At 71.7% G+C, this 22,929-nt stretch carries 16 protein-coding genes; 11 read left to right on the forward strand and 5 right to left on the reverse strand.

Features of this window, described 5'->3' with window-relative positions:
- Positions 1 to 255: 255 nt before the first annotated feature.
- Together ACGWYJ_RS06750 and ACGWYJ_RS06755 are read left to right on the forward strand one after the other, a co-directional pair.
- On the forward strand, positions 256 to 774 hold the full coding sequence (locus ACGWYJ_RS06750) for a GNAT family N-acetyltransferase (RefSeq protein WP_395104702.1): 519 nt from the start codon (positions 256 to 258) through the stop codon (positions 772 to 774).
- 84 nt (positions 775 to 858) lie between these two features.
- Positions 859 to 2,115: an FxsB family cyclophane-forming radical SAM/SPASM peptide maturase gene (locus tag ACGWYJ_RS06755; protein ID WP_395104703.1), complete on the forward strand. Its 1,257-nt coding sequence runs from the start codon at positions 859 to 861 to the stop codon at positions 2,113 to 2,115.
- Positions 2,116 to 2,124: 9 nt separating this feature from the next.
- Here the strand turns inward: ACGWYJ_RS06755 and fxsT (ACGWYJ_RS06760) are convergent, their stop codons facing one another.
- Positions 2,125 to 4,656: an FxSxx-COOH system tetratricopeptide repeat protein gene (gene fxsT, locus ACGWYJ_RS06760; RefSeq protein WP_395104704.1), complete on the reverse strand. Its 2,532-nt coding sequence runs from the start codon at positions 4,654 to 4,656 to the stop codon at positions 2,125 to 2,127.
- A 350-nt stretch (positions 4,657 to 5,006) separates the two neighbouring features.
- Here fxsT (ACGWYJ_RS06760) and ACGWYJ_RS06765 point away from each other — a divergent pair, with 350 nt between their 5' ends.
- From ACGWYJ_RS06765 to ACGWYJ_RS06800, 8 genes are all read left to right on the forward strand, one after another.
- Entirely contained in the window at positions 5,007 to 5,192 is a 186-nt protein-coding gene (locus ACGWYJ_RS06765; RefSeq protein WP_395104705.1) for a hypothetical protein, read from the forward strand.
- 244 nt (positions 5,193 to 5,436) lie between these two features.
- Complete coding sequence (locus ACGWYJ_RS06770) at positions 5,437 to 7,515, forward strand: hypothetical protein (RefSeq protein WP_395104706.1); 2,079 nt, start codon at positions 5,437 to 5,439, stop codon at positions 7,513 to 7,515.
- Positions 7,516 to 7,971: 456 nt separating this feature from the next.
- On the forward strand, positions 7,972 to 9,399 hold the full coding sequence (locus ACGWYJ_RS06775; protein ID WP_395104707.1) for an MFS transporter: 1,428 nt from the start codon (positions 7,972 to 7,974) through the stop codon (positions 9,397 to 9,399).
- Positions 9,400 to 9,642: 243 nt separating this feature from the next.
- The gene (locus ACGWYJ_RS06780; protein ID WP_395104708.1) at positions 9,643 to 11,205 is read left to right on the forward strand and encodes a hypothetical protein; all 1,563 of its coding nucleotides are present in this window, start codon (positions 9,643 to 9,645) and stop codon (positions 11,203 to 11,205) included.
- Positions 11,206 to 11,224: 19 nt separating this feature from the next.
- Positions 11,225 to 12,307, forward strand: a complete 1,083-nt coding sequence (locus ACGWYJ_RS06785) for an AAA family ATPase (protein WP_395104709.1) — start codon at positions 11,225 to 11,227, stop codon at positions 12,305 to 12,307.
- The gene (gene fxsT, locus ACGWYJ_RS06790) at positions 12,307 to 16,536 is read left to right on the forward strand and encodes an FxSxx-COOH system tetratricopeptide repeat protein (protein WP_395104710.1); all 4,230 of its coding nucleotides are present in this window, start codon (positions 12,307 to 12,309) and stop codon (positions 16,534 to 16,536) included. The genes ACGWYJ_RS06785 and fxsT (ACGWYJ_RS06790) overlap by 1 nt, the downstream gene beginning before the upstream one ends.
- Before the next feature lie 15 nt (positions 16,537 to 16,551).
- Positions 16,552 to 17,646 (forward strand): hypothetical protein, encoded by a 1,095-nt coding sequence (locus ACGWYJ_RS06795; protein ID WP_395104711.1) that lies wholly within the window; start codon positions 16,552 to 16,554, stop codon positions 17,644 to 17,646.
- Positions 17,647 to 17,937: 291 nt separating this feature from the next.
- Entirely contained in the window at positions 17,938 to 18,327 is a 390-nt protein-coding gene (locus tag ACGWYJ_RS06800) for an ATP-binding protein (protein ID WP_395104712.1), read from the forward strand.
- Between the two features lie 196 nt (positions 18,328 to 18,523).
- Here ACGWYJ_RS06800 and ACGWYJ_RS06805 read toward each other — a convergent pair whose 3' ends face one another.
- The 3 genes from ACGWYJ_RS06805 to ACGWYJ_RS06815 form a co-directional block, all read right to left on the reverse strand.
- Positions 18,524 to 19,297, reverse strand: coding sequence for a choice-of-anchor P family protein (locus ACGWYJ_RS06805; protein WP_395104713.1), 774 nt, complete (start codon positions 19,295 to 19,297; stop codon positions 18,524 to 18,526).
- Between the two features lie 50 nt (positions 19,298 to 19,347).
- Entirely contained in the window at positions 19,348 to 20,169 is an 822-nt protein-coding gene (locus ACGWYJ_RS06810) for a L,D-transpeptidase (protein WP_395104714.1), read from the reverse strand.
- Between the two features lie 283 nt (positions 20,170 to 20,452).
- Positions 20,453 to 20,932, reverse strand: coding sequence for a MarR family winged helix-turn-helix transcriptional regulator (locus tag ACGWYJ_RS06815; protein ID WP_395104715.1), 480 nt, complete (start codon positions 20,930 to 20,932; stop codon positions 20,453 to 20,455).
- A gap of 238 nt (positions 20,933 to 21,170) precedes the next feature.
- On the opposite strand from ACGWYJ_RS06815, the gene ACGWYJ_RS06820 reads away from it, so the two are divergent.
- Entirely contained in the window at positions 21,171 to 21,494 is a 324-nt protein-coding gene (locus ACGWYJ_RS06820; RefSeq protein WP_395104717.1) for an STAS domain-containing protein, read from the forward strand.
- Between the two features lie 507 nt (positions 21,495 to 22,001).
- On the opposite strand, the gene ACGWYJ_RS06825 is transcribed toward ACGWYJ_RS06820, so the two are convergent.
- On the reverse strand, positions 22,002 to 22,760 hold the full coding sequence (locus ACGWYJ_RS06825; protein ID WP_395104718.1) for a metalloregulator ArsR/SmtB family transcription factor: 759 nt from the start codon (positions 22,758 to 22,760) through the stop codon (positions 22,002 to 22,004).
- Between the last annotated feature and the right edge of the window lie 169 nt (positions 22,761 to 22,929).

The following is a 22,929-nucleotide window of genomic DNA, read 5'->3' on the forward strand; positions in this document are numbered from 1 at the left end:
GCCCGCTGATGCCAAGGACGTCTTTCAGCCCACTCGCCTCGCGACCGCAACCGTGACGATCGAGGCAGGCCCGGGGCCGCGTTCCGTCACCGCACCTACCGGGAAGGCCGGCGCTGGGTCGCCTCCGCGGTGCTGATGCAACCCCGCCAATCTGCGCGCCTCCCGAGCCCGCAAGCGGCAATCCACGAAGTGATCGCCGCGCGATGGGCGGCGGTGGGGCGTGGGTTTTCTGGGGGATCGCGTAGATTTTGGGCGGTGGAGGTTGAGGAGTCGCGGGTCGTCCTGCGGCGCATGTCGATCGAGGATCGGGACGAGTTCGTCGCGCTCGCCAAGGACAGCATCGGGTTGCACCGTCCGTGGGTGTCGGTGCCGACGTCGCCGCAGGACTACACGGAGTACGTGGCGGGGTTCGACGGGGTCACGGGCGTGGGGTTCGTGGTGTGCCTGCGGTCCACCGGGCAGATCGTGGGCTTTGTCAGCATCAGCCGGATCGAGCGGGGGGCGTACGAGCGAGGGGTGCTCGGGTACGGGGCGTTCGTGCCGCATCAGGGGAACGGTTACATGACCGAGGCGGTGCGGCAGGCGGTGCGGTACGGGTTCGGCGCGCTGCGGCTGCATCGGCTGGAGGCGGACATCCAGCCGGGGAACGTGGCGTCGATGAGGGTGGCCGCGAAGGCCGGGCTGCGCCGCGAGGGACTGTCCCGCGGGCTGATCAGGATCGACGGTGTCTGGCGCGATCACGAACGGTGGGCGATCATCGACGACCGGGTTTAGTGATCTTGTTAATGCCTCATAAGCGGGCAAAAGGGTCATGATGCGCAGTGCCGCGCTGGGACTCACCCCGGGGAGGTCGTCCGCGTGGCCACTGACGAGAGGAACGCGCCGCCCCGGCGGCCCGAGGGGCGGGGGCCGGAGGTCCGCCGGCCGGAGTGGCCGGACACGCTGGACGTCCGCGCCCTGCTCGAAGCGGGATGGCGCCCGACGCCCTTCCGCGAGTTCGTCATCAAGGTGCACAGCCGCTGCAACCTGGCCTGCGACTACTGCTACATGTACGAGATGGCGGACCAGGGCTGGCGCCGTCAGCCGCGGCGCATGAGCCGCCCCATCGTGGACATGGTGGCGCGCAGGATCGCCGAGCACGCGAGGGCGAACCTGCTTCCCAAGGTGGACGTGGTCCTGCACGGGGGCGAGCCGCTGCTGGCGGGCGTGGAGCACCTTCGCTATGTCGCCACCACCCTGCGCGAGGCCATGCCGGACGTGGAGGTCGTGCTGACCGTCCAGACCAACGGGGTGCTGCTCGACCCGTTCTTCCTGGACCTGTTCGACGAGCTGGACATCTCCGTCGGCGTCAGCATGGACGGCGACGAGGAGGCCCACGACCTGCACCGGCGGCGGGCCGACGGGCGCGGGAGCTACCAGGCCGTGCGCGCGGGGCTCGCCGCGCTGACCTCGCCGCGGTACCGGCGGCTCTTCGGCGGCCTGCTCAGTACGATCGACCTGCGCAACGACCCGGTGCGGACCTACGAGGCCCTGCTCGACTTCGACCCTCCGGCCGTGGACTTCCTGCTGCCGCACGGCAACTGGGACGCCCCGCCGCCGGGACGGCCAAGGGACGGGTCGACGCCGTACGGGGACTGGCTCATCAAGGTGTTCGACCGCTGGTACGGCGCGGAGGTGCGGGAGACCCGGATCCGGCTGTTCACCTCGATCCTCAGGTTGCTGCTCGGCCTGCGCGTGGCCCACGAGACGGTGGGGCTGGGCCCGATCTCGGTGGTCGTGGTGGAGGCCAACGGCCAGATCGAGCAGGTGGACTCGCTCAAGTCGGCGTTCGAGGGGGCCACGGGAACGCCTTTGCACGTCTCCCGCGACCCGTTCGACTCGGCGCTGATGCTGCCGCCGATCGTGGCCCGCCAGATCGGGCCGCGCGCGCTGGCGTCCGCTTGCCGCGACTGCGCGGTCCAGCGTGTGTGCGGGGGCGGCCACTACGTGCACCGCTACCGTTCGGGCAGCGGCTTCCTGAACCCTTCGGTCTACTGCGAGGACCTCTACCGGCTCGTCACCCACATCCACGATGTCGTGTCCGCGGACGTGCGGGCCCTCCAGCCGGGCACCTGAGAGCGCGGATCAGATGGGCGGCGGGTCGAAGTCGGCGTCGAGGTGGCGCCCTTCGAGGAACACCACGGCGTCGGGGTGTTCGAGGCCCATCTCCTGGGCGTAGGCCGCCTTGGTCTGCTCGAAGAGCTTCTCCGCCTCGGTCTTCTCCCCGAGCGCCCTCAGGTCGGCCGTCAGGTTGCTCGCGCAGCACAGCGTCATCGGGTGCATGTCACCCATCACGGCGCGCAGGCGGCGGAGCGTGTCGCGTCCAAGGCGGGCCGCGTTCTCGTAGTCGCCCAGCGCGGCCAGGTCGCTGGCGAGGTTCGTGGCGACCGTGAGCGCGTAGTGGTGGTCGCGGCCCAGTTTGCTCTCCAGCCCGGCCAGCGCCTGCTCGTTCAGCTTCCTGGCGGCCTGAGGGTCGTTCTGCACGCGGTGCATGATGGCCAGGTTGCCCATGCAGCCGTAGTTGTACGGGTGGGTGTGCCCGTAGACCCGCGGGTAGCGCCGTACGGTGTCGGCGGCCAGGTCCATCGCGGCGTCGATCTCGCCACGGGTCCGCAGGTAGTTCGCTAGGCACATCGCGGCGGCCAGGGTGTCGGGATGGTCGAGGCCGTACTGCCTGACGGTACGCGTGTGCACGTCCTCGGCGAGTTCACCGGCGCGTTCGAGGTCGCCGAGCCGCCGCCAGGCGATGGAGAGGTCCTTGGCGGTGCGCAGGGTCCAGCTGAACTCGATGCCGAACTCCTCCAGGCCGAACGCGTAGGCGTCCTCCCCGAGGTCGCACGCCTCGGAGTAGTCACCGCAGAGCCGGACCGACCTGGCCAGGCCGCTCCAGATGAGGAGCAGGGTCGACTTGTCCGCTCCACCGGCCGCCAGGAGGCTCTGGTAAGCGCCCTCCAGCAGTTGCTTGGCACGCACGTACTGACTGTTGAGCCCGCAGTCGGCGGCCAGGTTGTTGATGGTCAGGATGGTCCCGGGGTGCTCGGGGCCGAAGGTGGCCTCGTACCGGGCCAGCAGCCGCTCGTCGTGTTCACGCGCCCTCTCGAACTCGCCCAGCGCGCGCAGGTCGGCGCACTCGCCCCGGAAGAACCGCAGGGTCAGCGGGTCGTCCTCACCGAGGACCCGTTCGGCGACCGCGAGCGTCGCCTGGTTCAGCTCGGACGAGAGCTGGTACTCGCCCAGCTCCCGCATGATGTTGGCGTGTTCCATCCGCAGCTCGAGGACGTCCTTGTGCTCTTCGCCCGACTGCTTCGTCCAGATCGGCAGGAACTTCTCGGCGAGGGCGCGGGCGAATCCGAGGTCGCCGATCCCGTACAGGTAACGCACGATGTCGATGGACAGGCGGCGGGCCTCCGGCGCGGAGCTTTCGCCGACGGCCGCGGGCAGGATGTGGCCGAGCAGGCTGGAATAGCGCGGCCAGCTCGTGGGGTCGTACGGGTCGGCGGGGGCGTAGCCGGCGAGCATCAGATGCACCTCGTGGCGCATCCGCTCCTGTTCCTCCGGGGGCAGCTCGTCCCGGAGGAGGGCCTGGATCAGCCGGTGCACCTGGAGGGTGCGGGCGGGGATGTCGAGCCGCGCCAGGGCGTACCGGCCGAGTTCACCGATCACCCGGCTGAGCCGGATGGGGTCGCCGATGAGGGTGGTGAGCTCGGTCCCCAGCTCCAGGCGCGGCTGGCTGAAGGCGTCCCTGGGGATCGGCTCGGGCCCGAAGAACGCGCACCGCCGCAGGAGCTGGACGGCTTCGGGGAGCTTCTCGTTCAGGCTGGCGACCGAGAGGCTCCAGGCGGCGGTCATCGAGGCCGGGTACTCGGTCGGCTTGCCCTCGGCGAGGAGCTGGCTGGTGCGTTCCGACAGCAGCTTCAGGTACTCCCGGACGCCCATGCCGGTCTCGGCCTGGAGGGCGCCCGCCTGTTCGAGCGCGAGCGGCAGGTCGCCCAGCTCGTCGGCGAGCCGGTCGGCGTCGGCCTTGCTGATGCCCTTGGGCACGCGCTTGTTGAGGAACTCGATGCTCTCGTCACGGCTGAACACGTCGATCGCGACGGTGTCGACCACGCCCTCCCACCGGTGGTTCCGGGACGTGATCAGGACATGGCCGGGGCCGCGGGGCAGGACGTCGTTGAGGTCCTCGGGCTGGTCGGCGTTGTCGAAGATCAGCAGCCACTTGTCGAACGGGTCGCCGCGGCGCAGCGCGTCCAGCACGGCGCCGGCCGCCTCCTCGATGCCGCTGGCGGTGGCGGGCGGCAGCCCGAGGAACGGCGCGAGCCCCGCCAGCGAGGAGCGGACGAGGACGGGCTGGTCGGCGGGGATCCACCAGACCAGGTCGTACTCGGAGCGGAACCGGTAGCAGTACTCGACGGCCATCTGCGTCTTGCCGACGCCGCCGAGGCCGTGCAGGGCGTGCGGGACCACCGCGGTGACCTGGTCGGCGATGCCGTCGCGCAGCCGGGCGAGCAGCTCCGTGCGTCCGGTGAAGTTCTTGTTGCGGGGCGGGATCCTGCCCCACACCTCGGGTACACGCCCCGCCCCCGTCGACCGTGCCCCGCCGGGGCGTGGGTTGGACATCAGCCACCTCCGCGTCGCCGCCCTCGGATTCCCTGCAATTTTCCGTATTACTTACCGTTCGGACAACCCCGTATATGTGCGAAGTCCTGCGAAACTTTCGTGGCAAATGAGTATTGTGTCAAGCGACACAAGTGAAGGCGGCCGCCCCCCGATCCGGATGTCCCTTAAATACCGATTTCGTTAGCCGAAAACCGGGGGTGGACGCCCGGTGGATGAGGTGAAAGAATCACGCTGGCACTGGGTGCCGCGTCACCGTGGTCCGCCGGGATCGCCGACGAGACCATGACGGGACAGCGATCGGGCCATGGCGGGCGGCATTCACGGCGGTCACGTCTTCACCGGGAGAGCGCATGACGGAACAGACCTTGCGATCGCGCACTCACCTCGACACCATCGACACCTCCCACCTCTCCATCCCCGCGCTGTCCGCCCTTCCCGAAACGGCCCTGAAACAGGCGTTGATGGACGTCTTCGACGTGACCCGGGAGGACCGGCTGGCGTGCGCCGGCGGGTTCGGGAACAAGATCAGGCCCTGATCACACGGACGACGGGACGGTAACCTCACCATTCCCCTCCGGCGCGAATCCCCTGACCGCGGCCGGGCGATGCCCCGGCCGGAGGCCCGTGGGAAAGGGCGGCGTCGCCGTGCCGCGCGAAATCGGCCGGGACGGGCCGAGAAGTTGAGCATGTCAGCGACCCGGCACGGTATTACTCTGGTCGGACATCGTCTTCCCGGATGTCGGCTCGCCGTCCGAGAAGATCCCGTGCGGAGGTCGTCCGGTGATCACCAATTCCGTAGTCAAGGGCTCCCCGCCCTTTGTCGGAGCCCGACCCTTCGATATCGGTGATGACCGCATCTTCTTCGGCCGCGACCGGGAGATCGAGGAGCTGTCCGCGCTCTGGCGCGGCCGGCGGCTGACGCTTCTGCACGGCGCCGCGGGAGTGGGCAAGACGTCGCTCGTCTGCGCGGGCCTGATGCCCAAGTTGCGGGCCGAGGGCGGGCGCGTCCTTCCGCTCGGCCATGTCTGGCGGCGCAACGTCTTCCCGACCGCCGCCTTTCCCGAGCAGAACGCCTTCACGCTCGCCCTGCTGTCGTCCTGGTCCCCCGACGAGCCGCCGGCGCGCGTGGCGGGACTGTCCGTCCTGACCTTCCTGCGGAGGCACAGCAGCAAGGACAGGTTCGGCCTGCCGGTACGGACGTTCGCGGCGATCGACCAGGCCGACCTGCTGTTCCGCGGCCCCGCCTCGGGGGAACGGCAGCGCCGCCGCTTTCTCGACCAGCTCGTCGAGGCCCTCGACGAGGAGCCCGACCTGCATCTGCTGCTCGTGGCGCGCGAGGAGCACCCCGAGGAGCTGCGCGCGCTGCGGGCCAGGATGAAGGACGGGACGGGCACCGCCTACGCCCTGCGCGTGTTCGACCGGAGCGCGGCCGTCGAGGCGGTCCGCCGTCCCCTCGCGGCCAGGGGGCACGAGATCGACGCGGAGACCGCGGGGTCGCTCGTCGACGAGCTCCGCACGATCAGGACGCCGCGGTCGATGACGCCCCGCCGCATCCCCGCCGTCGCCCCGGCGCTGCTCCAGCTGGTGTGCGAGCGGCTGTGGGCGCCGCTCACCGAGGAGCCCGGCCTCTTCGCCGAGCGGCTGGCCGCGAACGTCGACCAGGTCATCGCGGATTTCTGCGGTGAGGCGCTCGCCACGGTGGCGGCGGAGTGCGGTGTCGCGCCCGCGAGGCTCGCCGCCTGGTTCCGGGACGCGTTCGCCGGCCCCGACGGCACGGGCGTCACGGTGGAGCGCGCGCGGGCGGAGATGCCCGAGTCCGTCCTGCGCGCCGTGGAGGACCTGCACCTGGTCCGGCTCGGGCGGCGCGCCGGCACGCGCCTGTACGAGCTGCACCACCCCCGCATGATCGAGCCGCTGCGCTCCTCGCGGGACCTGCCGGGGCGGGCCAGGAGCCCCGACGCGTCCGAACGGCTGCGCGCCGCCGAACGCGCCCTGTGCGAAGGATCCACGGAACTGGCCCGCTATCACGCCGAGGCGGTCATCCGCGCGTGCGCGGGCAAGGACCTGCGCCTCCAGGCGGAGGCGGAACGCCTGCTCGGCAACATCACCTACGAGCAGGGAAGGGCGGACGTGGCCGCGGAGCACTACCGCGAGTCGGCCCGGCTCTTCGAAGTGCTCCAGGACGCCCGTCCCGTCGGCATGCTGCTGGCGGCGCTGGGGCGGCTGCTGATGGGGCACAGCGCGGCCGAGTCGGTCCGTGAACTGCGCACGGCGGCCAACCGGCTGCCCAACGACCTGGTGATCCAGACGGCGCTGGCGCAGGCCCTGTGGCAGGCGGGCCAGACCCGGGGCGCGCTGGCCATGCTCGACGCGGTGCTGACACGGGACGGCGACACGCTGGAGGCGCTGCGCGCCCGCGGTGAGATCCTGGCGGACCTGGGGAAGGCCGAGCCCGCCTTGCGCGACCTGCGCAGGGTCGATCACCAGGACCGGCCGTCCACCCGCGCCGCCCGGATGCTCGCCGAGATCTCGTGCCGTCTGGGCGGAGGGCCGCAGACCGCGGCTCCCGCGTTACGACCGGACGGCGCACGGGGCACCACCGGGGATCGCGGGGGCTCCAGCGTGTCCGCGGCGGCCTCACGGGAGGACGGCCACGACCTGGCCGCCGTCGTGGAGGAGGCGGCCGAGAGCGGGCCGGTGCTTCTGCGGGTGGCGCGCGCCCACATGCTGCGGGGCGAGGCGGAGGACGCTGCCGAACTGGCGTCGAGGGCCGTCACCGCGGGATGTCCCCCGCTGCCTCCGCACATGCGCGACGAGGCGTACCGGCTCAGGACGGCCGGAGTGCCCGACGGGGGCTGACGCGCGGCGGTGGCCGATCCCGGCGGCGCGTGACGCGGTAATTCCCGAACACCCGGCCACAGGCCCCACACAGGGGCAAGTAACGCAGCTACGGCGCAACGGATAAAAAACCCTCTCATCAGGTCCCGGTGTCACGAAAATAGGCGACACCACCCGGCACGGTACGGGCGCCGGTGGGCGTCCGATCCCGCCAATCCGGCCGGTGCCGTAGATCGTTTCGGGTATGTTCCCCTGTGTGCCGGAGGGCGGGCCACGGGCAGCGTCGCGCCCGCCCTCACGTGCCTATGGCGTCACCAGTCCGAGTTCCGCATGCTTTCCACGCAGAGCGGCAGGAAGACCGAGAGAGACGATGTCGTGGCGAACAAAAGGGCGGTCCTTGACATGGTCTTGCCGGTCGCCTGTCGCCTGAGCTCAAAGAATGGTCGGTGACCGATGCTATCCGGCAAGCGCGAGTAGATGCCGTCTTACTCTTGGGAACGCGAGTTCAGGCTGCTCTGGACCGGCTCGGCGGTATCGCAGTTCGGGGCGGCCGGCGCCACGATGGCGACACCGCTGCTCGCGCTGTCGCTCAGCGGGTCGCCGGTGTCCGCGGGGCTGGCCACGGCCGCCGGCACGCTTCCCGGACTGATGTTCCAGCTCCCGGCCGGCTGGCTGGCCGACCGCGCCGACCGGCACCGCATCATGATGACCAGCCAGGGCGTGCGGCTGGTCGCGACGCTGGTGCTCATCGTCGGACTCGGCCTGGTGGGCGGGCCGTTCTGGCTGCTGATCGTGGTGGTGGTCGTGGTGGGCGTCGCCGCGGTCTTCCATGACATCGCCGAGAACGCGCGGGTGCGCGACATCCTGTACGGGGTGGACGATACGCCGCGCCCTTACGACGCCGACATGGCCACGAAGCGAAAGTCCGCGATGGCGGGGCACGAGGCACGGGTCCATATCGCCCAGGTGACCGGCCGCCCGCTCGGCGGCCTCCTGTTCGGCTATTCGCATCTGCTGCCCTATGTCATCGAGGCGGGCACCGCCTTCTTCTCGCTTTTCATGATGCGGCTCATCGGCACCGGCCGGGCCGGGGCGGCCGAGCACGGGCCGCCCCGGCGGAGGCAGGGAGCCGATTCCGGACGCCGCTTTTTCCAGCGCGCGCGGGAGGAGATCGCCAGCAGCCGGAAATTACTGACCGGCGACAGGTTCCTGCTGACGGTGCTGACCGTCTGCACGGTGGCCAATTTCCTTTTCCAGGTGGTCGTGCTGCTGCTCATCGTGTCCGCGGACCGGCGCGGCACCTCCACCTCCCTGACCGGGCTGCTCCTGTCGGCGTCCGGGATCGGGGGAATGGCCGGCGCGTTCGCGGCGCCGCGGCTGCTGCGGAAGAGACGCCCGCAGACGATCGTGCTGTGGTGCGTGTGGAGCTGGTTCGTGCTGGTGCTGCTGGTGGCGCTGGTCCGCCATCCGCTCGTGGGCTTTCTGGCGTGGGGAAGCTGTAGTTACATGGGCGCCCATGTGAACATCGCGCTGGAGGTCCACAAGGGCGACAGAGTTCCCCGCGAGCACCAGGGGAAGATCACCAGTATCGGCCGGTTCCTCACCAGCGGGGCGATCCCGCTCGGGGCGCTGTGCGGCGGCTATCTCATCGCCGCGCTGAACCCGGTCGGCGCCGCCGCGCTGGTCGCCCTGGTCATGGGCGCGCTGGTGCTCGTGGTCACCGCCGGGATGCTGCTCGGCGACCGCGACGAGGCCACGGAGGCCGCGATCACCGCCCACGACGCCGTCACTCCGAAGGACACGGTCACCGCGCGCATCGGGCACGAGGTGATCGCCCCGCCCCCGATCATTGCCGATTTCGATCTGCCCGCGGAGAGGGTGGCGCCGGCGAGCCCCCGGAGGTGACGCCCGGAAGGTCGTGGCACGCCCTGATTTGTGTCATGCGACATCACCGGGAACGGCGTCCCATGGCCTACTGTCAAGATGAACGGTGCGGTGGCGGGACGCGTCACCGCCCGCGATTTCCCGCCGGGAGGGGCCGTCGCGGAAGCGCCTTCTCCCGCCCTTCATGGTGATCAGTACGGCGGGTACGCTAAGTGCCGCCAGTGGGGCGAGGGAATTCTGCATGCCTGCGGACGGGAGTGTGGAATGACGGCCGGAACGCTGGGGCCCGGGGAACGGCGGCGCCTGATCGACGCGCTGCTGCGAATCGACGCCCTCAGCGTCCGCAGCACCCGCGAAGCGTGCGTCACCGAGCTGCAGAACACCCTGAGCCGTCCCCTCGAATGGGAGCGGGACGAGCGTGCCCTGCACGACGTGTGGGGGCTGGCCGTCGCGTGTCTGGGCCGTCCCGGCGGGATCCAGACGCTGCTGGACGTGGTGGAGTTCTTCGACCGCGGCAGCCACGCGTTCAGGGAGGCCCGCGCCCTCGCCGACGCGGTGCTGCCCGAGCCGCTGCTGACCACCGAGGAACGGCGGCTGCTGGCCCAGCTCGTCCAGCACCTGGAACGGCAGGGGCTGACCCTGATCCAGCACGCCGAGCTGGTGCCGGCCTACCAGAGGGCGGTGGGCGAGTTCGGCCCGCCGCCGCGCCCGGAGGTCTACGACGAGCGGCACATCGTGGACGTGCGGCTGCTGATCGAGCAGTTGGAGGAGGCGCCGCTCGGCCCGGACGGCGTGGCGCCGCTGCTCCGCTTCGTCCACGAGCTCGCGGGGTACGCCAAGGCGCCCGTGGCGACCGCGTTCGCGGAGTGGATGACGCGGTTCGCGGAACGCACCGGGCTGGGCCAGGACTGGCGGCGGCTTCTCACCGCGACGGAGAAACGGCCCGCGCTGGACAACGCGCAGCGCGCGGCGTCCCTGGTGTTCGAGTGCCGTCCGGACGGCGCGGACCCGGACCGCCTGGCCGTCAGCGCCCGGCTCGAACGCGCCGACGGGACGGTCGCGATGGTGCGCTGCGACGAGGAGCCCGAGCCCGTGGAGCGGCTGCCCGCGCTGGTCGAGGCGCTGCTGAACCGGGAACGCGGCCTGCTGGCGGCCGAGCCCTGCGAGCTGACCATCGAGTTCGCGCTGCCGCGCGACCTGCTGGACCTGCCTTGTGACCAGTTCGTGGTGACCCTTGGCGGGGTGCCTCGGCGGCTGGGCATCGAGTACCCGGTCGTCCTGCGCAGCCTGGACCGCATGGACGAGGTCTGGCTGTGGCCCAAGTGGCGCAGCAAATGGAACCTGCTGCGGGAGGGCGCGGGGGAAGCGCGGGTGCATCCGGTGTGCGAGCCGGGCGAGTACGACGGCGAGAGGCTGTTCGCCGTGCTCTCCGACCCCGAGGCGGTCGGGCTGGCGATGGCGTACCCGCCGATGGACGAGGGGCCCGGACGGGTGGACGAGATCTGGGTCGCCTTCGAGACCGGCGTCCCCATCGTGGTGTGGTGCCGGAAGAGCAGGGCGCCGGAGCGTTTCACCGAAGAGGCCAGGGAACTGTGCGGCTCCGATCCCGCGACGCTGCCGCGTACGGTACGCCGGTTGCGCCGTGAGGCGGTGCTGTCCCAGGACCGGCGCCAGAACAGGCGTCCGCAGACGCTGCCCGGGGGCGGGGCGCTTGAGGACGCGAACGACAGGGACGAGACCGAGCATCTGGGCATGCACCTCGCCCTGCTCTACGACGACGCCGACCGCGTACCCGAACCGTACGACCGGCTCAGGCCGCCCGCCTGAACGTTCCCCGGAGGGCTCAATGTCGATGTCCGATACCGCACCCCAGGACCCCGCACCCGGCGACGACGCGCCTCCGAGCGATGGCGGCTTCCGCATCTTCCACGGCAACCGCGAGCCGCACGACGGGATCGACCGGCGTCCGCCGCCTCCGCCGTGGCGGCGGTTCGGTCCCGGGGGGTCGGTCGCGGCGAGCCGGCTGGGCGACCGCGAGCGGGCGGTGACCTTCCGCACCGACGAGCGGATCGTGGACATGGTGAATACGGCCCTGCACCTGCGCCGCCCGCTGCTGGTGACGGGGAAGCCGGGCTCGGGGAAGACCACGCTGGCCTACAACATCGCCTACGAGCTGGGGCTCGAACCGGTGCTGCGCTGGCCGATCAACAGCCGCACCACGCTGCGGGACGGCCTGTACGACTACGACGCGATAGCCCGGCTCCAGGACACCGGCCTCCGCAAGGGCTGGAGCGTCCTGGGACCGCGGCCCGGCCACGCCTCCGGAGACGAGGACGACGCGGGCGAGGACGTGCCCGACATCGGCCGGTACATCCGGCTGGGGCCGCTGGGCACGGCGCTGCTGCCGAGCGAGCGCCCCCGCGTCCTGCTGATCGACGAGCTGGACAAGGGGGACATCGACCTGCCCAACGACCTGCTCAACGTGCTGGAGGAGGGCAGGTTCGGCATCCCCGAGCTGGAACGGCTTCCCGACGACCGGCCGCTGGTGGAGGTGATGACGGCCGACGAGGGCGGCCGGGCGACGATCCGGCGGGGGCGGGTGCGCTGCTCCGACTTCCCCATCATGATCATCACCAGTAACGGCGAGCGCGAGTTCCCGCCCGCGTTCCTGCGGCGCTGCCTGCGGGTGGCGATCGAGCCGCCCGACCGCGACCAGCTCGCCGACATCGTCACCGCTCATCTCGGCGCGTCGGCCGACGCCGAGTACGCGCACGTCATCAGGGACTTCCTGGCCCGCCGCACCCGTGCGGACCTGGCCACCGACCAGCTGCTCAACGCGATCTTCCTGGCCATGTCGCGCCCGCCGGAGACCACCCGGGACGAGCTGATGGACGAGATCCTGCGCCCGCTGAACACCAAGGGACCGTGATGATCGAGAGGCTGGCCGACCGGCTCCGCGAGGTCGACCCCGACCTCTCGGCGGAGGACCTGGCGGACGTGCTGTGGATCGCGCGGCTCCTGGGCGCCCCGGACGCGCGCGCGGAACCCGGTGCGTCCGAGGAGGCCGGGACGAGGCGGGACCCGGACGATCAGGCGACGTCCAAGCCCGACGTGGACGGCACCGCTCCGGACCGGCCTGGTCCCGAGCCCACGGGTCCGGACGGCGACGCCCGTGTCTCGGACGTCCAAGGCCCGCGATCGCAGCCGGGAATCGACGGCCGGGGCGGGCGGGCCTCCGAGGACCCTTCGGCGTCCACGGAACAGGCGGGCCTTTTCCTGCCGGGCGGCTTCGCGGGCGGCGGTGAACCGTCCTTTCCCGTCCGCGCGCCCACGCTCCCGGCGCTCCCGCACACGCTGGCGCTCGCCCGCGCGCTGCGCCCGCTGCGTCTCGCCGTACCGTCCCCTCGGCCGGGTCGGCTGAACGAGGAGCGCACCGCCGTACGGTTCGCCGACACGCTCATCTGGGAGCCCCAGCTCGACGCGGCCGCCGAGAGACGGTTCGAGCTGGTGCTGGTGGTGGACGTCGCGCGGTCCATGGTCGTGTGGCGGCACACCGCCGACGAGCTGCGCCTCCTGCTGGAACGGCTGGGCGCCTTCCGGGACGTGCGGATCCGCTACCTCGACACCGACGCCTCCGCCGACACTTCCACCGACACTTCCACCGACACGGAGCCGGCCGAGCTGCCGGACGTCGTGGGCGGCGCGGGCACGCGCCGGATCGTCCTGGTCGTCAGCGACTGCATCGGCGCGGCGTGGCAGGACGGACGGGCCGCCGCGCTGCTGGAACGCTGGGGCCGGTCCGCCTCCGTCGCGATCGTTCAGCCGCTGCCGCAACGGCTGTGGCGCCGATGCGCCGCCGCCACGGAACGGGTGTGGCTGCGCGCCGCCGGCACGGGAACGCCCAATGCCGGGCTGTCGGTGCGGATGCGGGATCGGCACGCGGGCGCCGTCCCGCCGGGGATCGCCGTGCCCGTGCTGGAGCTGGATCGCCGCTGGCTGGGGCCGTGGGCCGCGATGGTCGCGGGCTCCGGCACGGAGATCTCCGGGGTGGCGCTGTTCACGGGCCGTCCCTCCGCCCCGGCCGCGCTTCCCGAGCCGGAGCCCGCGCCTGAAGGGGATGCCGAGGTGGTGGAGCCGTCGGCGCGGGAACGGGTCCGGCGGTTCCGCGCGTCGGCGTCGCCGAAGGCGGTGGAGCTGGCCGGGTATCTCGCGGCGGCGCCGCTGCGCCTGCCGGTGATGCGCCTCGTCCAGGGGACGATGATGCCCGGGTCCACGCCCGCTCACCTGGCGGAGGTGTTCCTGGGCGGCCTCCTCCGCGTGGACTCCGCGCAGTCCGATCGGCAGGACCCGTCAGAGGTCGCCTACGAGTTCCACGACGGCGTCAGGGACGTCCTGCTGGGCGGGCTGCGCCGTGACGACGCGCTGCACGTCCTGCGCGAGGTGTGGGGGACGGTACGGGACAGGCTCGGTTCCACCCTCGACTTTCCCGCGTTGCTGGCCGCCGTCAGGCAGGATCCGGACGCCCTTCCGCCCGACCAGCCGTTCGCGCAGGTCGCCACGGGTGTCCTGGCACGGTTGGGCGGTACCTACGGAGAGGTCGCCCGGTTCCTCAGCCAGTCGGCCCGGCGGAACGGGACCAGCGACGCGCAACGCAACGGCCACACTCAGGCGCGGCCCCCTAAGAAAGGGTCGCAGGCACCGTCCCTTCTGGGCGGCCTGCCTCCGCGCAATCCGTTCTTCCATGGACGCGCCGACCTCATGTCGCGCGTGTGGGAATCGCTGCGGGACGACGGCGCCGCCACCGTTCTCCTCCCCAGCGCGCCCGGTGCCTTGGGCAAGACGGAGATCGCGCTGGAACTGGTGCATGCGCACCTGGGCGAGTACGGCCTGGTCTGGTGGATCCCTGCGGGCGACAGCAGATCGGTGCGGGCCTCCCTGGGCAGGCTCGCACGCCGCCTGGGCACACCGCTCAGCGATGACCTCTCGGTGACGGTCGCCAATCTCCTCCACGCACTGCGGAACGGCCTTCCCGATGGGCGCCGCTGGCTGCTGGTGTACGACGACGCGGGCGACCTTACCGAGCTCACACCGCTGATGCCGTTGATGCCGCGGTCCGCGGACGCGGTGGGGGACGTGCTGGTGACCTCGCGGGACCGGCCGTGGAGCCGGGTGGCCACCGCGGTCGAGGTGGACACCTTCACGCGTGCCGAGAGCGTCTCGTTCCTGCGGCGGCGCATGCCCGGCCTGTCCGAGGCCGAGGCCGGAACGCTGGCGGAGGTCCTCGGCGATTCCCCGGCGGCCCTGGTGCAGGCCGCCGTTCACATCACGACCACCGGTCAGGGCATCGACGACTACCTCTGGCTCTTCCGGCTGCGCCTTTCCGAGCGACGGCCGCCGGAGTCGCGTGAGAACCGGCCTTTCGCGGCCCTCGGCATCACCCTCGACGGGCTGGCCCGCCGTGACCCGGACGCGCACGGCCTGCTGGCGGAATGCTCGTACCTCGGCCCGGCGGGCTATGCGCCGGGCCGCCCCGGCGAGGCCGGACCACCGCCCATGACGCGCACGCTCGATCGCCTGGACCTGGGCCGGATGGATCAGGAAACCCGGTCCCTCCTGGTTCCCAGGTGGGTGCGCGAGGCGGTGAGGGACGCGCTCCCCGAGGAAACGGCCGTGCAGGCACGAGAGCGCGTCCACGCCCGACTCAGCGCCATGACCCCCGCGAGCGGCCCCGAGGACGAGGCGACCTGGACGACCCGTGCGTCGATCACACCGCACCTGGCCTCGTCCGACATCGTCAGCGCGGACGGGGACGACGCCCGCGCCGTCCTCGTCGACCAGGCGCGGTTCCTCTACCACTCGGGCGATTTCGAGGGGTGCCGCGCGCTCGCGGAGGAGGCCGTGACACGGTGGCGGGAACGTCACGGCGATGACGACGCGTTCGTTCTCGACGCCGTGAGCGTCCTCACGGACGTCCTGTACGCGAGCGGCCGTCCCAAACAGGTCACCGAGGCGATGGCCCTGACCGAGGACATCCTGCGGAGCCTCCGCACCACGCACGGACCCGACGACACGGCGGTCCTGCTCGCCGCCGGACGCCTCGGAGGCGGGCGGGGACTCCGCCACCAGGGCGACTTCGCGTCCGCCTACGACCTGGACGACGCCATCTGGAGACGGACGCGGCAGCGGTACGGCGGCGACCATCCGAACGCTCTGCACGCCGCCGGGCAGGTCGCGACCGGCCTCTACCTGCTGGGACGGTTCCACGAGGCGCACGTCCAGGACGCCACGCTGCTCGACCGGCTGAGCGCCGTGCACGATGGCGGAACGGTGAACCGTGACGTCGTCCAAGCCACCCAGCGCCTCGCCAGGGACCTGCACGCGCTGGGCTCGTACGACGAGGCGTTGCGCAGGCTCGATGCGGTCCTCACTCCGGCACTCGACGTTCTGGGCCGTGACCACGCGCTCGTCCTGCACGCGGAGCGAACCCGAGCTGCGACCCTACGCAAGGCCGGACGGCTCACAAACGCGGCACGGCTCGCAGAGCAGACCGTGGATGCCCACCTGCGGCGGTTCGGCGCCGACCACCCCGCCACGCTCGCGGCCAAGACGACCGCCGCCCTCGCCGGGTCCGCCGCCGGTGCCCCAGGGCTGGGCCGCGTCCTGGCGGAGGAGGCGCTGTCCGGCTATCGCCGGACGCTCGGCGACGACCATCCGTTCACCAGCGCCTGCGCCATCGACCTCGCGTCCGTCATGCGCCGCGTCGGTGACGTCCAGGCCGCCCTGGAACTGGACCGGAACGCCGTCGCCGCCCTGGAGCGGGACGGCGGGCCGGGCCGCGACCACTTCCACGCCTTGTGCGGCGCGGCCGGAATGGCCAACGACCTCTACCTGCTCGGTGAACTCCAGGCCGCGCACGACCTCGCCTCCCGCACCCGTGACGGCTTCGAGGCCCGGCACGGCCCGAGCCATCCGTACACACTGGCCTGTGCCCACAACCTCGCCGTCATCGGCCGCGCCCTGTCCGGAACGCCGGACCCCGGCACCGGCACAGCGGCACGCGAGGCGCTGAGCGGACTGCTCGGCGAGGGCCATCCCGAGGTACGGGCGGCGGCCCGGGACGACCTCCTCGAATGCGACATCGACCTCCCATCCCTGTAGCAGCGAGGGGACGACGTGCACACCTACGCCCCGGAACCGCCCTCCGACAACCGTCCCCCGGCGGCCGCCTCCCCCCCGCCGAACGACCACGGCGGATGGCGCCCGTCCGGTCTCTGCTCGCAGTTCGTCTGCGACATCGCCTCGTTCGGCGCCGCGACCCGCGGGGACGCCGCCCGCGCGCACCTGCGGCAGGCCCTGTACGCCGCGCTGCGGACCGCCTTCGACGCGGAGGGATGCCCGTTCGACTCCTGCTACCGCGAGGACCGCGGCGACGGCGTGATGCTGATCGTCCCGCCGCACGTCGACACCGCCCTGCTGATCACCTCGATCGCGTTCCGGCTGCGCGCCGAGGTGCGCCGCCACAACGAGTTCTCCAGCGAGGCGACGCGGATGCCGCTGCGCGTCGCGGTCAACACCGGGCCGGTCGAATGGGACGGCCAGGGGGTGGTCGGGAAGGCCGTGAACGACGCGTTCCGGATCCTCGACGCCGGGCCGTTCAAGCGGGTGCTCAGCGCGTCGGGCGCGGACCTGGCGCTGATCGTGACGCGGCGCGTCTACGACGACGTGGTCAGCCAGGGCAGGGGGCTCCTCAACCGGCACGACTACCGTCCGCTGGACATCGCGGTGAAGGAGCTGCGCGAGACCGCCTGGGCCACGCTGCCGGGACTGGGCCCGCCGCCCGGCCTGCCCGCCGAGCCGGGCACGGGCACGCTGGTGCGGACACCGGAGGATCTCGCGCCGCGGACGGTGCGGCCCGAGGAGATCTCCGGCCCGGCCGGGCTGGGACGCTTCGGCGACCTCCGGTACGCGGGCGGCGACGTGCCGCCCCCGGTGCTGTTCGAGCTGGTCGACCGCGCGCTGGAGATCGCCCAGCTCATGAGCGAGCCGGAGCGGGAACGCGCGGTGGGGGCGCTGCCCCGGGACATCGCCGGCGTGATCCCCCGTTCGCGCACCGCGCGCGCCGACGTCTACGAGATCATCAGGACCTGCCTCGGGTATCCCGGCGGCCTCCAGGCCCTGCTCGTGGCGCTGCACGGACTCGGCGGCGAGTCGCTGGCCTTCCTGGAGTTCAAGAGGGCGATCGTCCGCCTCCTCTTTGAACCGGAATAGCCGAAACGGCCGCGTTCTCCGCCCGCGCCGGCACGGGTTCCCGCGCACATAATTCCCGGTCTTTTGCCGGCCAAGGCGGATGAACTTCGCGTCCCGCTCCGATCGCTCGGAGGCCACCGGACCGGCCATTGCTTTACGGCGGCGAGGGGAAACACAGGCAGGTCTTAACGATTCGGCGAGCAACCGCCGGGTATGCGATTGAGCGGTGCCGCATGCTGTTTTCTCCCGGACGGGCCGGGAAACCTTGGTCGATCAAGGAGGATGGAGGGTGCCATGGAGGTCGTTATTGAGATGACCTTGCCACGGGCCGCGGAAAGCGCGCCGCTGGTACGGCACACGCTCGACGCGTCGCTGCGAGGGCTGGGCGTGACCTCCGACGTCCGCGCCGACATCGCGCTGGCGGTCGGCGAGGCGTGCGCGAACGTCATCCAGCACGCCGACGACAGCCGCGAGTACGAGGTCCGCGCGCAGATGGACGGCACGAAGGTCGTGGTCGACGTGATAGACGGCGGAGGATCGGGCGACACCACGGTCTGGGAACGCGGGCGCGGTGTCCTACCGATCTCCGAGAACGGACGGGGCCTGCAACTCATGAGGGCCTTCACCGAGGAACTCGACATCACCGATCGCGCCGACAGGAACGGCGCGATCGTTCATTTTGAGAAGTCCCTGGCCGGTTAGCCGCCGCCCGAGCGTGAGGGACACGACCGGAACCGTCCCGAGCCCCGCACCCGCTTTCAGCCCCGCACCCCCACCCCAAGCCCCGCACCCACCGCCACAGCACCGCACCCACCGCCTAAGCACCGCGGCACCGCACGACGACGACAACGGCGACCGCCCGGCCGGAGAACGGCCGGGCGGTCGCACGGAACGGGGATCAGCCTGTCACCGCGAGGTCGCCCCGCACCGGGGACGGCTTGGGAGCCGGAGCGGCGGGCTGCTGCCCGTGAGCCGGGCCGCCCGCGGCGGACTCGCCGGAGGAGGAGTCCTGCTCGGTGGCCTCCCAGGGGTGGTCGTGCGCCCACTTCCCATGGCCGCAGACGGCGTTCGCCGTCTTGACGGTCTCCCTGCCGAGCGGCCCGAGCGGGATCGAGGTCTCCATCCCGGTGACCGACAGCCGCCCGTCCCTCAGCCGCTCCTGCTTGTTGAGCGTCACCCACGCCGGCCCCAGGCCGGGGAGCTTCACGGGGACGGTGGTGTTGGGACGGGGCGCCGACTCCAGCGGCTGCCCCGCCAGCCTGGCGTTGACCAGCCGGGACGAGGCCCCGCCCATGCCGCACTTGGCCGTGATCGCCTCGGCCATCAGCTCCAGGGCGGGGATGCGCAGGTCACTGACCGTGGCGTCGGCCCGGCCGGCCGCCGCGCCGCTCTCCAGCGCCTTGGCGCTGAGCAGCCGGGTGCTGTTCTCTTTCAGCACGCTCCTGCGCACCTCGGACGAGGCCGACCAGACGGAGGGCAACGGCTGGACCGGGATGGGCCCGGTCAGCGACAGCCCGTAGGCGGACGAGCCGTAGCCTTGCGTTCTGCGTTCCTCCCCACCGTTGTCGGCGCGCGCTCCGGGCGCCATGACGACGCCGGTGACGGCCGCGGCCATCGTGACGGTGACGGTGGCGAGCAGGCTCGCTCTGGCAAAAGACGTGCGGGTACGCATGATGGTTTCCTCTTTCGGGATATCTGAGGCCGGACGGCGTTCGGCGCCGTTCAGCCGGTGATGAGCACGAGGGTTCCGAGCGGTACGTGGGACAGGGCGCGCAGGGCGGCGTCCGGGACCCGGACGCAGCCGTGGGTGACCGCCTTGCCGAAGACCGACGGGTCGGGCCAGCCGTGCAGGGCCACCGTGCCGGGACCCCCGCCGAAGCTGTCGAGGGTCGCCGAATGGGTGCCCAGCGGGATGAGCAACGGGCTCGGCGTGCGGCTCGACGGTTGCAGGAGCGCGAGCAGGAACGTCCGCCCGGCCGGCGTGGGCGTGCGGCGCGCGCCGACCGCGACCGTCCATCGGCCGACCGTCCTGCCGGACCGCAGCAGCGTCAGCCGCCGCCGCGACACGTCCACCTTGACCAGGTAGGACGTGCGCGCGGTGCGGAGGCCGCCCTGCGCGGTGGACATCCACCCCGTCGACCCGTTGGGCTTGCTGGGCAGCAGCACCTGGACCCAGGCCCCCGACCGGCTCACCACGGGGACCCAGGTCGGGCTGCCCAGCTGGGTGGTGGGCAGGGTCGCGACCGGACGGCCACCGGGCGCGTCCAGCACCGTCTGCCGGGTGATCGGGTGGACGACGAGCCCGCCCGCCGGGGACGCCGGCGCCAGGTCGTAGGGAGCCCCGTGCACGGTCGTGTGCGTCGTGGCCTCGGGCACCTCGGCGGACGGCGCGGCCGACGGGTCCGCTCCCTTGGCCGCGGCGGAGCGCTCGGGGGCGTCCGTGCAGCCGCCCGCCAGCGCCAGCGCCGCCGCGGCACCGGCCGAGAGGAGGACGCGCGCCCCCGCCGGGCGCGCGGCCACGACGGCGCGTTCACGAAGCGTCAACAATTCCCCCCGAAGCCGAACGCATTCCACATTCCCCCGGAATGCCCATGGACGGTCACCGTACTGCCGGGATGCTAACGCCGGTCACCGGGGCCGTGCGCGGAATTCCAGCAAGGCCATGCAGTTTTGCCACACGAAATTATCGAGATCCGGCTGGATATCCAATGAATCCCGGAAAACCAGGCAACCCGGAAGCGGTGCCGAACCAGGGAAATAGCGGTTACGCGACTACCGCTTCCGGCGCGTTCCGCGCGTGCCCGCTCCGCCGGGCGCGCACGCGGCCTCAGGCGGGCATCGGGAAGGAGGACTCGCCCTCGCCGTCCTGCCCCGTCACCGAGGCCTCGTGGAACTGGGCCAGCCCCCACAGAAGGGCGTTCCTGGCGGGGGACGACATCGTGGACAGCACCCGCGCGAGCTCCTCGCGCCGCCGCCGCCCCAGCCGGTCGAGCAGCTCCCGCCCCTCCGCGGTGAGCCGTACCGTGACCTCGCGCCGGTCACGGCCCGGGTCGCGCAGCAGCAGGCCCCCGGCCTCCAGCCGGTCGCAGAGCCGGCTCGCCGACGACACCAGGGCGCCCATCTCGGTCGCCAGGCTGCTGATGTTCACCGGGCCCCGTTCCAGAACGAAGAGCGCCCGTAACTGGGTCGCCGGCACCGGCACGTCCGGCGCGTTGTGCGTCCGCGCCCACACGTCGATCAGGCTTCCGGCCACCTCGTCGAGCGCGGCCGCCGACTCGGCGGCTCCCTGACCCGGCGTGGCGACCATGCCCTCCACTGTTACACACCCCGTCCGTGCCGGCATACCGGTGCGGCGGCCACGGCGGACGCTACGGGGCGGGGCTGAGGGGACGCGGGTGTCCGAAAGGTGAGATCGAGGTAATGCGGCGGTCAGATGTTGTCCCTATGACACCAGGTCACCGAGTGAAGGGTGATTACTGGACGGGGCCGACGGGAACGCAAAGCGCCGACATGGGGGGATGTGATGCGGCATGCCGCAAGGGGCGATGTCCACAAGAGCGGATGCCCTGGCGTCTTGGCGGGTGCTGACGTTCAGCGGGGAACTCGACCTCGCGCGCGCCGGAACGCTGCGGACGGCGATCGACGAGACGCTGGCCGCGCAGGAGCGGCCGTTGCTGGCGCTCGATCTCCGCGATCTCTCCTTCTGCGACTCCTATGGCCTGTCCGTCCTGGTGTACGCGGCCAAGAAAGTGCGGGAACGCGGGGGCACGCTGCGGCTGTCCGGCGTCTCGCCACAGGTGCGAATGCTCATTGAACGTTGCGGGCTGGAGCGGCTGCTCGTCCTTCCGCGTCACCACCCCGGTTCCTGAAAGCCCGTGTCAGGCGCTGCGGATCACCGCGCTTCCGAACGCGCCTCCCGCATCGCCCGCGGCCTTGCCCGGAGCCGCTCGACGCGGGCTTGACCTGCCCGAAGGCGCTTTGCCCGGCGGCGCGGCGTCCGGAGGCGAATGGTCTCCGGACGCCCCGCCGCGCCGGGCGGCCCTCTGTTCGTTGCGCTTTTGCGCGGCGGCCTGACGGGCCCTGTTGAAACTGTCGCGGACGCGTGCGGCGCCACGGCGTGCCGTGGCGGTGTCAATGGATCGGTGTGCGTATTCGGCCAGCACCTCACCGACGGGCGGCGGGGTCCATTCCTCGCGAGCGGGGACGGGAGGCGGCGGCAGGAGTGGGGAAGTGGAGTCTTGGCCCGGAGCGGCGACGAGCGTGAGATGCGTGCGGCAGTGCGGGCACTGCAACCCCGAATGGGAGTCTCTGCTCATACCACGAATGATTCCCCATGGGTCTGACAAATTCTCCTGCGGTTTTCGGGGCGACGCGCGTCAGGAGCCCGTGCCTTCTTCCCCCGCGCCTTCTTGCGCGGACGAGACCCGGCCGTCGCCTCGCTGCCCGCGCTCCCGCCTTCCCCTGGCGATCTCGGTGTCCAGGGCGTCCATCCGCTGCGTCCAGAACCGCCGGTAGCGCTCCAGCCAGATGTCGATCTCGCGGAGTGGAGCCGGGTCGACCGAGTACAGGCGGCGGGTCCCGGCGGCGCGCACCGTGGTGAAGCCGTTCTCGCGCAGCACCCGCAGGTGCTGGGACACTCCGGGCTGGGAGATCCCGAACTCCTCCTGCACCACGGCGCTGATCTCGCCCGCCGCCCGCTCGCCGTCGGCGAGCAGTTCCAGGATCCGGCGCCGGACCGGGTCGCCGAGAACGTCGAAGGCGTGCATGAGAAAGCGGGCCAGCTCGTGCTCGGCGAAATGGACGGGATCCCAGTCGTACGGCTCGGTCGGGCCCGTCCAGACATAGGCGCGCGCCCGCCGCCCGCCACCGTCCAGCGTGATGAGCGTGGGTTCGTACTCGGGGTCCTCGTAGGCGTCCAGCAGCCGGCACTCCGCCTCGGTCAGCCCGCCCAGCAGCACCCCGTCCGCGACGCCGTCCGGATCGGCGACCATCCCGGGATAGGCCACCCCGGGCAGCGCCCGCACCCGCCAGCCCCGCGCGGACGCCGGTGACAGCGCGGGCACGCGACCCAGCAGGATCTCCAGGATCTCGGGGAACCGCAGCGTTCCGTAGACGAACAGGTCGCTTCCCCTCATGAGCGCATACGGTACGCGGCGCCCGCCAGGACTAGATCACCGGATAGCACTCCATAGCGTCTGATGATCTGACTTGCCTGATTCGCCGCGACGTACCCTGTTTGTAGTGGAGGAATCGCACGTTCACAGCGGCGACGCGCCCCACGGACACGGGGGCGTGACCGAGCCG

Origin of the sequence: Actinomadura sp. SCN-SB, assembly GCF_043906805.1 — a bacterium.
Classification (GTDB): Bacteria; Actinomycetota; Actinomycetes; order Streptosporangiales; family Streptosporangiaceae; genus Spirillospora.

Bases quoted from the DNA above. Each gene is read 5' to 3' on its own strand.
- fxsT (WP_395104710.1), top strand. From the start codon at position 12,307: ATGATCGAGAGGCTGGCCGACCGGCTCCGCGAGGTCGACCCCGACCTC.
- ACGWYJ_RS06800 (WP_395104712.1), top strand. From the start codon at position 17,938: ATGACCTTGCCACGGGCCGCGGAAAGCGCGCCGCTGGTACGGCACACG.
- ACGWYJ_RS06785 (WP_395104709.1), top strand. From the start codon at position 11,225: ATGTCGATGTCCGATACCGCACCCCAGGACCCCGCACCCGGCGACGAC.
- ACGWYJ_RS06765 (WP_395104705.1), top strand. From the start codon at position 5,007: ATGACGGAACAGACCTTGCGATCGCGCACTCACCTCGACACCATCGAC.
- fxsT (WP_395104704.1), bottom strand. From the start codon at position 4,656: ATGTCCAACCCACGCCCCGGCGGGGCACGGTCGACGGGGGCGGGGCGT.
- ACGWYJ_RS06825 (WP_395104718.1), bottom strand. From the start codon at position 22,760: ATGAGGGGAAGCGACCTGTTCGTCTACGGAACGCTGCGGTTCCCCGAG.
- ACGWYJ_RS06775 (WP_395104707.1), top strand. From the start codon at position 7,972: ATGCCGTCTTACTCTTGGGAACGCGAGTTCAGGCTGCTCTGGACCGGC.
- ACGWYJ_RS06780 (WP_395104708.1), top strand. From the start codon at position 9,643: ATGACGGCCGGAACGCTGGGGCCCGGGGAACGGCGGCGCCTGATCGAC.
- ACGWYJ_RS06805 (WP_395104713.1), bottom strand. From the start codon at position 19,297: ATGCGTACCCGCACGTCTTTTGCCAGAGCGAGCCTGCTCGCCACCGTC.
- ACGWYJ_RS06815 (WP_395104715.1), bottom strand. From the start codon at position 20,932: ATGGTCGCCACGCCGGGTCAGGGAGCCGCCGAGTCGGCGGCCGCGCTC.
- ACGWYJ_RS06820 (WP_395104717.1), top strand. From the start codon at position 21,171: ATGTCCACAAGAGCGGATGCCCTGGCGTCTTGGCGGGTGCTGACGTTC.